The organism is Bacillus cereus group sp. BfR-BA-01316, from assembly GCF_022664195.1.
Lineage (GTDB): Bacteria > Bacillota > Bacilli > Bacillales > Bacillaceae_G > Bacillus_A.
This window is the reverse complement of record NZ_JAKUGX010000020.1, coordinates 1-12325: the sequence shown is the minus strand read 5'-3', so window position 1 is coordinate 12325 and position 12325 is coordinate 1. Positions and strand designations below refer to the sequence as shown.

Sequence of the window (12325 nt, the reverse complement as noted above, 5' to 3'; positions counted from 1 at the left end):
CCACCTTATGATTTGTTTGCTGATTGTTCGAGTAAAAGTAATAATTGATTATTTATCATATTCTTCATGAGTGAAGACATAATGGATGGATCTACTTCGCACTTGCTTTCAATCCAATCTTTTATCGTTCCAACGAAGCCGTGACTATAAAAGGAGGCAATTGTATTTTTTGTCTCATTCGAAAGGCTGAATCTACAGCTCATGGATAGTTCATCAATAATCTTCATATATAAGTTTTTCGTATGCTCAAATAAATAGTGATTAAATGAGTTTTGCTCTGTTACTTTAAATGCATTTCGGTAAAACTTTTGATTTTCATAAAAGTAATCAAATAATAAATCGAAAATATTTTCCCATGTTTCATAATCGAGAAAGTCTATAATGTTTTCCTTCGTTTCTTCTCTATAAATCCAGCTTAATAGTTCGAATTTATCTTTAAAATGATAATAAAAGGTTTGCCTGCGCATTTGACAGTGTAACATAATATCGCTTACTGATATTTTATGAAACGATTCCGTTTCCATTAAATGTTTCAATGAGTTAGCGATTATCTTTTTAGAAATTATAGAAGAGGTCATCTTAATCATCCCTAGAATGTAGTAATATGAAAATCCTATCTACAAATGAAAGAAGTGTCTTTAGACAAATTGCCCATTTTGTCCGTTTACTATAAAACGCTTTCATTTTAACATGAGTAGTAAGAAGAAGATTTCAAATATATCACAATATATTAAAGGAATTGAGGGAGAATCACAATGAAAAAGATTATAAATAAACCTGAAACATTAGTAATGGAGATGTGCAACGGAATGGTTATGGCTCATCCAGAACTTGAGTTTTTGAAAAAATATAAAGTCATTAAGAAGAAAGAAATGAATGAAAATAAAGTGACGTTAATTAGCGGCGGCGGTAGTGGTCATGAGCCAGCGCATGCAGGGCTAGTCGGAAAAGGGATGTTAGATGCAGCAGTGTGCGGAGATGTGTTTGCTTCTCCTTCACAAATTCAGGTATATCAAGCAATTAAAGAGACAGCTAGTAAAAAAGGAACGTTATTAATTATTAAAAATTACAGCGGCGATATTATGAATTTCAAAAATGGTTCGCATTTAGCGACTGAAGATGGAATTGAAGTCGACTACGTAAAAGTGGACGATGATATTGCGGTAGAAGATAGTCTTTATACAGTAGGACGCCGCGGCGTTGCGGGAGTTATTTTAGTTCATAAAATTGCCGGCGCAGCAGCGGAAGCAGGTATGGATTTAGGAGCGGTGAAAGCCGCCTCGGAAAAAGCAGCGGCTAACGTGCGTACGATCGGTTTAGCACTAACTTCTTGTACAGTTCCAGCGAGTGGATCACCTACTTTTACACTTGCTGAAGATGAAATGGAATACGGCGTTGGTATTCACGGTGAACCAGGAATTAAACGTGAAAAAACGATGTCAGCAGATGAATTAGCTAACCGTATGACAAATGATTTAATAAAAGATTTAGGAGTAAAAGCTGGCGAGGAAATCGCGCTTCTAGTAAATGGTTTTGGCGGAACACCACTGCAAGAATTATACTTATTTAATAACGCAGTTACGAGAGAATTAGCTGCTAGAAACATTAAAATTAATAGAGTATTCGTCGGTAACTATATGACGAGTATCGATATGGCTGGTATGTCTTTAACAGTAATGAAGTTAGATGATGAGCTAAAAACATTATTATCGAAAGAGTGCAATACACCTGCATTTAAAGTAGATGGACCAGTTGAGAGTGTAGAGTATGTTAATGTGCTTGAAGATGTAGAAGAGAAAGAAGTTTCATTTGAAATAGAAACAGCGGAAGAGCATGCTGTTATAAAAGATAATGTCATTACATTAAACAACATGATTTATCTCGTTGATAAAATGAGCGACGTCATTATTAAAAATGAAGTACCGTTCTGTGAGTTAGATACACATGCAGGTGACGGCGACTTCGGAATGAGTGTGGCGAAAGGGTTTAAGCAATTAAAACGTGAATGGCAATCTATTTTAGGACAAGAGAATGTAACGATTGGATTGTTCCTTGACAGTTGTTCAATGATTATTATGGAACATTGCGGCGGCGCTTCAGGTCCAATTTGGGGCGGAGCATTCCGCGCAGCTAGTAAAGCGGCAGGCGAAAAATGTGAGCTAACAGCCAAAGAGTTCGCTGAAATGTTACAAGCGGCACTTCACGGCATACAGTCTATCGGTGAAAGATCATTCGGTAGAGGAGCGGTAGTTGGTGATAAAACGCTTGTTGACGCACTTGCGCCATGTGTAGACTCTTGGATCGATAGCGCTTCAAACGAAGTAGACGTGAAAACGGCCTTTGAAAAAGGAGCAGAAGCAGCGGTTAAAGGAGCAGAATATACGAAAGAAATCGTCGCTCGCATGGGCCGCGCCGGTACAGTTGGTGAAAGAAGTTTAGGATATCCAGATGCAGGTGCGCATGCGCTTGGGGTTATCTTTACGGAGATTGCGGGTAGTTTGAAATAGAAATTAGAAGATCCCCTCTACCTTAAGGTGGAGGGGATCTTTTAATATAGTTGAATGATATATTAATGTGGTTTAGAAGCAAATCAATTACTTTAGTTGCAAATGATTTCGGTGCAGAGTTCAAGGTTAAATGGGCTGAAGTTAATAAGTAGTCTGCTATATGTTGTTTAAGAAAGGGCACTCCATTGAGGGAGTGCCCTTTTCGTAATTAATGATGTTAACGGATAAAAAACTCTTTGTATTACCAGGAGTCACCGTGGCTGGATTGCATGTACATAATTGTACTAGATTTAGTCGAATCAACTTGTTCCTTAGATTCTGATTGTGAAGGTGATGCTAATCCTATAGATAAAGCAGCTGAAAGGGTTAAACCTAAAATCGTTCCGAAAATTTTCTTCATTATTTTAACGCTCCTTTTTCGAAAGTTTTTTCTTTAGCTTGATGACTAAGATAAAAGTATTTACTAGCAGTTAAGTCGTTACTTTCTTCGTAAAACTTAACTGCTAGTTTTTCAGTGTATTCTTGTGTGTAATTATAGAGTTGTTGTGTGTCGAAAAATGAGATAGCTTCCAAAGATAATTCTTCGAGAATAACAGCTGGAACACCTTTATTCATACAATCTAAAAGTTTGAAATGATATAGGTATTCTTTGTTGTCTAGCTTCTCACAAATTGCTAATCCTCGTTCGATTAACTCGGCAGACTGTTCAAGTTCACCAATCTTTAAATGTTCTCTAGCTTTAAGGAAGATGGCCCTAAAATGCTCTGGAGTTTTAGTTGTTACTTCTGATAAGTGTCGAATTGCTAAAGTGGATAAGTTTTGGCTACTATATAAAAAACCTAAATTATTGCGGACTCTTAATATTAGGGAATCCTCATTATTTTTACGTAAAATATCTATTGCAGAATTAAATTTTTCTTCTGCCACAGGGAATTGTCTTATATCAATACATGCTAAACCGTATAAGTTCTCACAAGCGGCAACATTATTTTCATAACCATTATGTTTAGAGAAAATCTCTTTAGCTTTAGTCACATGTTGAATTGCTAATAGAGGTTGATAGGTATGAAGATAGAAGTTAGCAAAACGATAGCTAAATTCGGCTATTTCAAGATCGTCATGAATATGTTGTAATAGCGTTTCGGCTTTTTCGTAGTATTCCCAGGCTTCATTGTTGTTTGAAATTAGTGTGGCGTGAATTCCTTTGAAAAAGTGATAATAATAAGACAACGATTCATTTTTTGGTATATCCAGTGAATCAATTGCCTGGAAGCTTGTTGGTGTGATGCTTAAATGATCAAGCAGAACTTTAAAGCGAAAAGTAAGAAGTGAGTAATGGAATAGTAAATTTGAATCTTCATTAATACTATTTATGTATTTATCAATCTCGTCTTTTAAGTGCTGTGCTTCCTTTAGATGCTGAGCACGTATCTCTTGATACCAGGTATTTAGCAGTTGTGTAATTTTATCGCCAATTTTAAGCTGATTTACCATGATTCTCCCCGCTTTCAACTGTATTTTATTTATATATGAGTATGTATATACTAGCAAGAAAAATGTGGTAGTAGAGCTTCGTTTTGAAAGAAAAATGTTTTTTAACAATTTTCAGATAATTTAAAAGTGATTAGAATACAATAAAAAGGAATCTAATTGGATTCACTAGGGCATATATTATTTAATGAGTTTTATTTAAATAAAACCTTTAATGAATGTAGTAATATCAGTAGAATATAAGGTCATAATTACAACGACTATATACATAGCTAATAGAGATTTGGCATTTTTTTGTTCTTTTACTTGATTCTTATTAAGAGTCATTAGGTAAAGGAAAGTGAGTGCAGTTCCAATAACGGTACATGCTAGTAATATTTTTGGGAATAGATCCGCCTGTTCTGATGCAACACGTATTAAAGTATTAACATCGATTCTGAATGCTACAAGTGGTACCTATGTTAAATATGGGGTGAATAGTAGTAATCAAGAAGTGTTTTTTTCGTATTTTCTTCATAAGGATTGTGTCCTTCCGTTGGTAAATTATTCGCTTTTACATAAAACGTATTAGATAGTATAGCGAAGTGGGTATATTGTGCTACAGAATATTTGTGTCCTCTTTAGTTCGAGTTATAAATGGATTGTAAGGGTAGGATCTTACAATCCATTTTTTTATGATTTCCTATAAATCTTCTTAATTATAGTCAGATGTAATTAGCATTAAGTATATTGTAAAATCTTGATTGGAATAACTATAAATTCCCAACTGTCTTCCTTTTAATTTTGCTATCCTACGCATCCCCACCCTGCACGGAAAAATATTTCTCAACATTTTATCTATTGAAAAATATTGAATATTCTTATTATAAAGAATATTATATTGCTATCGGCAAAAAAAACGATAATTCGCAGACACTGGGGAGGAAATACATTGAAAAAGAATAAGAAGTTAAAACCTTTATCAGTTTTAGCAACAGCCGCAGTACTAAGTAGTAGTTTTGCTTTTGGAAGTCATGCAGCGTATGCTGATGCGCCATCATCTCTACCAATAGATGAGCATTTAATACCGGAGGAGCGTTTGGCAGAAGCGCTAAAACAACGGGGCGTAATTGATCAATCTGCATCACAAGCTGAGACGTCAAAGGCTGTCGAAAAATATGTTGAGAAAAAGAAAGGGGAAAACCCTGGTAAAGAAATCTTGACAGGAGATAGTCTTACGCAAGAAGCTTCTGATTTTATGAAAAAAGTAAAAGATGCAAAAATGAAGGAAAATGAACAGGCGCAGCAGCCTGCAGTAGGACCAGTAGCTGGACAAGATGCAGGATTGAATTCTAGTAAATTAAATGGAAAAGTACCTACTGCACCAGCGAAGCAAGAAGAGTACAACGGAGCTGTTCGAAAAGATAAAGTACTTGTTTTACTCGTAGAATTTAGCGATTTTAAGCATAACAATATTGATCAAGAGCCAGGATACATGTATTCTAAGGACTTCAATCGTGAACATTATCAAAAAATGTTATTTGGTGATGAACCATTTACGTTATTTGATGGATCGAAAATTAATACATTTAAACAATATTATGAAGAACAATCTGGTGGCAGCTACACAGTTGATGGAACTGTAACGGAATGGCTTACTGTTCCAGGGAAAGCTTCAGATTACGGTTCGGATGCGGGCACTGGACATGATAACAAAGGTCCTTTAGGGCCACGTGATCTTGTGAAAGAAGCATTAAAAGCAGCGGTAGCAAAAGGAATCAACTTAGCTGATTATGACCAATTTGATCAATACGATCAAAATGGTGATGGAAATAAAAACGAGCCAGATGGCATTATTGATCATTTAATGGTTGTACATGCTGGCGTAGGTCAAGAAGCTGGCGGCGGTAAATTGAAAGATGATGCGATTTGGTCTCATCGTTCAAAACTTGGGTCAAAACCATATGCGATTGATGGCACAAAATCTTCTGTTTCAAATTGGGGCGGAAAGATGGCTGCATACGATTATACAATCGAGCCAGAAGATGGAGCGGTTGGTGTGTTTGCGCATGAGTATGGTCATGATTTAGGATTACCAGATGAGTACGATACGAAGTACTCAGGACAAGGTGAACCTGTTGAGTCATGGTCTATTATGAGCGGCGGCAGCTGGGCTGGAAAAATTGCAGGAACAGAGCCAACAAGTTTCTCACCACAAAATAAAGAGTTTTTCCAAAAGAATATGAAGGGCAACTGGGCGAATATCGTTGAGGTAGATTATGATAAACTTCGCACAGGAGTCGGTGTTGCAACATATTTAGATCAAAGTGTTACAAAATCAAAACGACCAGGAATCGTTCGTGTTAACTTGCCAGACAAAGATATTAAAAATATCGAGTCGGCATTTGGTAAGAAGTTTTATTACAGCACAAAAGGAAATGACATTCATACAACACTTGAAACACCAGTATTTGACTTAACAAATGCAAAAGATGCTAAGTTCGATTATAAGGCATTCTACGAACTTGAAGCGAAGTATGATTTCCTTGATGTAAATGCAATTACAGAAGATGGAACGAAGGTACGTATTGATAGAATGGGCGAAAAAGATGTAAAAGGCGGCGCGGATACAACTGATGGTAAGTGGGTTGATAAATCATATGATTTAAGCCAATTCAAAGGGAAAAAAGTAAAACTGCAATTTGAGTATTTAACAGATATTGCAGTAGCTTATAAAGGATTTGCGTTAGATAATGCAACATTAACTGTAGATGGCAAAGTTGTTTTCTCGGATGATGCAGAAGGCCAGCCAGCAATGACATTAAAAGGATTTACTGTATCTAACGGATTGGAACAGAAAAAAAATAACTACTATGTAGAGTGGAGAAATTACGCTGGTTCTGACACGGCGTTACAACATGCGCGTGGCCCAGTGTTTAATACAGGAATGGTTGTATGGTATGCGGATCAAAGCTTTACAGATAACTGGGTAGGCGTTCATCCAGGTGAAGGATTCTTAGGAGTAGTAGATTCTCATCCAGAGGCAATCGTAGGTACATTAAACGGACAACCGACTGTGAAGAGCAGTACGCGTTATCAAATTGCCGATGCGGCATTCTCATTTGATCAAGCGCCAGCATGGAGAGTAGATTCGCCAACTCGCGGTATCTTTGACTATAAAGGATTACCAGGAGTTGCAAAATTTGATGATTCTAAGCAGTACATCAACAGTGCCATTCCAGATGCAGGACGTAAGTTGCCGAAACTAGGATTGAAGTTTGAAGTAGTAGGTCAAGCTGACGACAAGTCTGCAGGTGCAGTTTGGATTCATCGATAGAATAAGGTGAAACTATGAGGAGCTGTCCATAAGTTGGTGAAACCGACTTATGGACAGCTCTCTTCTTATTGTAGAAACAGGGCAGTTTAGTTTAGGAACCAGTTCATTGGAAAACAATTCTTTGAAAGTGAAAGAGACTATAGTAAAAAATATATAGACTATCAAATATGGAAATGGAATTAAAACTCTATACTTTCGGAATTTTTTACGCAAGCAAACCATTGACCTATTATCTCGTTATGATGCTTAATAATTTGAGACGCTGATAATACTGTAGAATTATATGTACTATGTCCATTCTTTACAAGAGTAACGTCATATCCTAAGCTGTATGCACGCCGGCATGTTGCATCTATGCAAATTTCAGATTGAATTCCTGCTATAACAACTCGGTTTATATTTCTCATTTCCAGCTCTTGTTGAAGACTCGTTTTATGAAAAGAATCCGGATGATTCTTTTCAAGAACGACATCTTCTGTTGCTGGAGCAATTGATTTATGAATTTCCCATCCAGGTGTCCCTTGTCTAAGCGAGGAACCAGACTTCCCGTTAAACTTCATATAAAAAATAGGGGCTGAAGCAGAACGGGCTTTAGAAATCAATAATTGAATAACTCTTAATAATTCCATTCCATTATACAGGACTTTTCTCTCTTCAAATGAACCTACCTGTACATCAACAATAAGGAATGCTGTACAGCTTTTCATCATAAATACCCTCCTAATACTTGGTTCAAAAATACAAAAGTGAAATATATACAAACTACAATGCTATGCATATTTAATGTGTCCAAAAGTTCCAAAGAATATTGCATGGAGGTATGAAGTGGATTCCAATAATTATAATTAGTAAAAACTGTTTTAAATAAAGGACATGAAATTGGCAATCATATAATGAATCGTGTTAAAAGGTATGTTCTCAGGATTCTATTGCGATTTTAATGAGGATAGCATTGTTTTTATCGGTTACATTTTAGCGAAATAAAAGCTCAAAAAGCGATATGTATATTAACAATGTTACATTAGTGTTTTTCTTTTTATTTATATATTCGTAAGTAAAATAGCATAATATCAATATGAATTCCTATAACAATATGAGTTTTTGCATATTTTAAAATTTAGTATATCCTCCAAAAAGTTTTAATTGTATAATGTGTTTTGTCATAGTCTTTTAGATTTTCCGACAAAAAATAACAACAATAGAAGACGTATGGGGAGAGGGTATTATGTACACAAAACTATTAAAATCAATTACATCATTAACGCTTATTGGTAGCGCTTTATTATATACAAATGTTGGTGAGATTAAAGCGGCTGAAGCAGGCATTTTTTCTGATGTGCCGACATCGCACTGGTCTTATCCTGCGATTAAAGACTTAGCGAGTAAAAATATTATTTCAGGCTATGGAAATGGGAAGTTTGGTTTTGGTGATGTTGCGACGAGGGAGCAAGTTGCGGCTTTAGTTTATCGAGTGTTAGTACCGAATAAGCAAGGCGGTTCGTTTAGTAATGATGGAACTCGTTATGTATTAAAAGATGGATCTACTTTAAACAATCCGTATCGTGATATTCGCTCAGGTTCTACACTGTTTCCTGAAGAGGTTTTAACGTTAACGAAATTAGGGATTTTTAAAGGTGATGGAAATGGCGGTTTTAGACCGAAAGATTCTGTTAGTCGTGCGGAAATGGCACAAATTCTTACAAATGCTTTTCAAGTCTCTGCAACGAAAAAACATACATTTAACGATGTTCCAAATGGTTTTTGGGCAGAAAACGCGATTAGTGCGGTGCAGTCAAATGGGATTGCAGCTGGGACAGGTGAAGGGAAGTTTGGGCCATATTCTACTGTAACACGTGAACAATATGCACAGTTTTTATATAAAGCTTTGGAATATAAAAACCCTGATGTGAAAAGTACAGGAGATGCGGCGTTATTAACAGCATTTAAAGATGAAGTACAAAAGCGTATTAATACATACGAAACGAATATTACACTTCCATATAAAACGAAAAATAGTAATACAGAAGAAGTGATGAATACACTTTTTAACGCATATAAAGAAGTCGCAAGTAAAAATGAGTATACAAATTATAATAGATCGAATGTTTCATATGGACTTTCTGGATCACCTGGAAATTATACATTCACGCTGAAAATTACATATCGTGAAACGAAAGAACAGACAGAGTATGTAATGAAACAAGCGAAAGCAATCGTTTCATCTATTATTCAAGTGGGAATGGATGATCACGAAAAAGTGAAGGCAATTCATGATTACGTAGTGAAACATGTTTCTTATGATACGTCTTATAAAGCGTATACAGCATATGAGGCGTTGGCGAATCGTTCAGCAGTTTGCCAAGGTTACGCACTATTAACCTACCAATTATTAAAAGAAGCTGGAATTGAGAATCATTTTGTAGTAGGAACTGGAGACGGACAACCTCATGCTTGGAATTTAGTGAAAATCGATAATAAATGGTACCATCTTGATACAACATTTGATGATCCAATACCTGATAAACAAGGGCGAGTAACGTATTCTTATTTCAACTTATCGGATGAACAAATTGCAACAAATCATGAGTGGAACCGTGGTGAATATCCACAGGCTACTACAAATTATTATGATACACTTACAAATAAAATTGCAGCAGGCGGTTCTAAAGCACCTGCATACGGGCAAATATTAAAAGATACAAAACTAAATTATTTAGCAAACGAGTACGTTGCGAATAACTATAACGAATTGAAAAATAAAATGCAGCAGCGCTATAGTGTAAAAACAGAAAAGATTGAAGTTCTTTATAAGCAATCAATGGACGGTTCACTGCAAGATGTGAAAAAAGCAATTGGAGAAATCGGTTATCCAAAAGGAGCGAACCGTGTTTCTTATAAAGCGGAGCCGTATAATGCAAAAGAAGGATATTCTTTGGTGACGATTACGTTTATATATTAAAAACAACCTAGATCCATGTATGGGATCTAGGTTGTTTTTTTATACCTTAATTTGACATATACAGTTAGACTGTATAAAATAAAACTATACAGTTGAACTATATAGTTTAGCTATATATTTATCGTTACATTGGAGGTCTTTATGAATAGAGATAAAAATTTACCATTAACGGAAACAACGTATTACGTTCTTTTAGCTTTATTAGAGCCAGCACATGGGTATTTAATTATGCAAAAGGTGGAAGAACTTAGTAATCATCAAGTGAAAATCGCAGCGGGTACACTGTATGGTGCGGTTGAAAATTTATTGAAACAACAATTAATAGAATCGGTAAAAAGTGAAGACAAACGAAGAAAAGTGTATGTCATTACTGAACGAGGGAAAGAAGTATTACATTTAGACTTTATGAGAATGCAGCACATTGTGGGGGTTACGAAAAATTTATTAAGCCAATAGTTTAGGGGGATTACATGATGTGGAGATTGAAGTTTTTCATTGATTTCGAGAAAGAGGAAAAATGGTTAGAAGAGATGGCTTGGAAAGGCTATCACCTAAAAAGTAATACATTTGGTTATAAATTTAGAATCGCAGAACCTGAGGATGCGACAATTAAAATAGATCATAGAATATTTAATAGACGAAGTGATTTTATTAACTACTGTACGTTATTTGAAGACAGTGGCTGGAAACATATAGCCGGTAATTGGTGGTCAGGTACGCAATATTTTCAAAAGGTAGATGAGGAAAGTGAAGATGACATTTTTTCAGATCAAATGTCACGAGCAGGGAAGTACAAGCGTCTATCTAAAACATTTTTAGAATTAGCAATATGTTATTTACCGCTATTAATCCTATTTATGTTTAATAATACAATTGATTTAGGAGCGATTGTAAATCCGAAAGGCCTATACTATACACCAGGATTATGGGATATGCACGGCGCAGCATTTGTAGAATCATTCTTATTTGAAACGCCATTTGCATTAATGAGGGGCATTTCATGGTTGTTTATCCCAGTTGCGATTGGTATGTTTTTCGTTTTCTCATATAAAGCAAACAGGCTGTATGAAGCGAGAAAATGATAGGAGGGATCCCCTTAAAGCTGATGCTTTGAGGGGATTTTTTTGAATTTGTAAATGGCATCTTCTTAAAATAGATTAATGAAAAGGATGCGGATTGGAAACAAATTATGATGATTTTACTTTCTATAAATCAAAAAAGGCATTTAATTAAGTAGGAGTCTCGACGCATTTCCTATAATGATTGATATGTTACGTCTTTCAAAAGAATCTACTTTATAGAGCATGCCTACAATTTATATTTTACTATTTGTATTTTCATGAATATGTATAATTACATAAAATTTAAGGGGAAAAGAGAGTATACTTTGGTATTGTGTAATAAAGATAAGGCCCGCCTACGGAAATAGGTGGGATTTTTTAACGTATAAAGAAAAGACACTCATATGAGAGTGTCTTTTCCGATAGTTTTTTAGCAGAAGCAGCTAGCTCCAACTATGATTAATAAAATAAATAATACAACTAATAAAGCAAATCCTCCAGCGAAGCCGCCGCCGCCACAACTACCACCAAAGCCCATAATAGTTCCTCCTTTAGATAAGAGGATAAAACAAGGGGTCACTCATGTATTTTAACGGGTTCAATTTACTTTATGTATTTACGCATTAATTGAGCAGGTCCTTTTGAAAATAAAGAAAAGACACCCTCTAAGGCGTCTTCCTTCGATTTGAAACATTTTAAGTTTAATAATAGGGGTCTCACCACACATCCATCAACTTAAGGATTTAGACTATTCTTGAAGTTAAAAGCACGTTACTATTCTCTTATGTTAATAAGAAAGGGTGACGTACTTTTTATGAATATGCATCAAAAACAAGAGTTGTCTTTATTTGCCGAAGAGTTATATCGCTATATGTCTCCCGCTACACTTAATCAATTAGCTATAGAAGCAGGCGGAATGAAACGAAAACGTAAGTGCCATGGGCACCATTTTTTATCTTTGTGTGTATGGTTAAATCAACAAATCGCTACT

The 12325-nt window shown here is 35.5% G+C and carries 10 protein-coding genes and 1 pseudogene; 6 read left to right on the top strand and 5 right to left on the bottom strand.

Annotation, left to right across the window (positions count from 1 at the left end; translation table 11 throughout):
- Positions 1-5 precede the first annotated feature (5 nt).
- Positions 6-578 (bottom strand): dihydroxyacetone kinase transcriptional activator DhaS, encoded by a 573-nt coding sequence (dhaS, locus tag MR071_RS15700; protein ID WP_105586508.1) that lies wholly within the window; start codon positions 576-578, stop codon positions 6-8.
- A 177-nt stretch (positions 579-755) separates the two neighbouring features.
- Here dhaS and dhaK point away from each other — a divergent pair, with 177 nt between their 5' ends.
- Complete coding sequence (gene dhaK / locus MR071_RS15695; RefSeq protein ID WP_242236771.1) at positions 756-2507, top strand: dihydroxyacetone kinase subunit DhaK; 1752 nt, start codon at positions 756-758, stop codon at positions 2505-2507.
- Positions 2508-2748: 241 nt separating this feature from the next.
- Here the strand turns inward: dhaK and MR071_RS15690 are convergent, their stop codons facing one another.
- Both MR071_RS15690 and MR071_RS15685 read right to left on the bottom strand, forming a co-directional pair.
- Positions 2749-2907, bottom strand: coding sequence for a general stress protein (locus MR071_RS15690; protein WP_105586510.1), 159 nt, complete (start codon positions 2905-2907; stop codon positions 2749-2751).
- Positions 2907-4001: a response regulator aspartate phosphatase gene (locus MR071_RS15685; protein WP_242236767.1), complete on the bottom strand. Its 1095-nt coding sequence runs from the start codon at positions 3999-4001 to the stop codon at positions 2907-2909. The genes MR071_RS15690 and MR071_RS15685 overlap by 1 nt, the downstream gene beginning before the upstream one ends.
- Positions 4002-4929: 928 nt before the next feature.
- Here MR071_RS15685 and MR071_RS15680 point away from each other — a divergent pair.
- On the top strand, positions 4930-7314 hold the full coding sequence (locus MR071_RS15680; protein WP_242236764.1) for an immune inhibitor A domain-containing protein: 2385 nt from the start codon (positions 4930-4932) through the stop codon (positions 7312-7314).
- 179 nt (positions 7315-7493) lie between these two features.
- Here the strand turns inward: MR071_RS15680 and MR071_RS15675 are convergent, their stop codons facing one another.
- The gene (locus tag MR071_RS15675) at positions 7494-8024 is read right to left on the bottom strand and encodes a cysteine hydrolase family protein (RefSeq protein ID WP_105586513.1); all 531 of its coding nucleotides are present in this window, start codon (positions 8022-8024) and stop codon (positions 7494-7496) included.
- A 515-nt stretch (positions 8025-8539) separates the two neighbouring features.
- On the opposite strand from MR071_RS15675, the gene MR071_RS15670 reads away from it, so the two are divergent.
- The 3 genes from MR071_RS15670 (at position 8540) to MR071_RS15660 (ending at position 11355) form a co-directional block, all read left to right on the top strand.
- Positions 8540-10273 carry an S-layer homology domain-containing protein gene (locus tag MR071_RS15670; protein ID WP_242236761.1) on the top strand — a complete coding sequence of 578 codons (1734 nt, stop codon included), beginning with the start codon at positions 8540-8542 and terminating at the stop codon, positions 10271-10273.
- A gap of 141 nt (positions 10274-10414) precedes the next feature.
- Positions 10415-10729 (top strand): PadR family transcriptional regulator, encoded by a 315-nt coding sequence (locus MR071_RS15665; RefSeq protein WP_242236759.1) that lies wholly within the window; start codon positions 10415-10417, stop codon positions 10727-10729.
- A gap of 17 nt (positions 10730-10746) precedes the next feature.
- The gene (locus MR071_RS15660; protein ID WP_242236755.1) at positions 10747-11355 is read left to right on the top strand and encodes a DUF2812 domain-containing protein; all 609 of its coding nucleotides are present in this window, start codon (positions 10747-10749) and stop codon (positions 11353-11355) included.
- A 409-nt stretch (positions 11356-11764) separates the two neighbouring features.
- On the opposite strand, the gene MR071_RS15655 is transcribed toward MR071_RS15660, so the two are convergent.
- Entirely contained in the window at positions 11765-11872 is a 108-nt protein-coding gene (locus tag MR071_RS15655; protein ID WP_078178596.1) for a YjcZ family sporulation protein, read from the bottom strand.
- A 276-nt stretch (positions 11873-12148) separates the two neighbouring features.
- Here MR071_RS15655 and MR071_RS15650 point away from each other — a divergent pair.
- Positions 12149-12325, top strand: a pseudogene (locus tag MR071_RS15650) (IS4 family transposase); the annotation flags it as partial.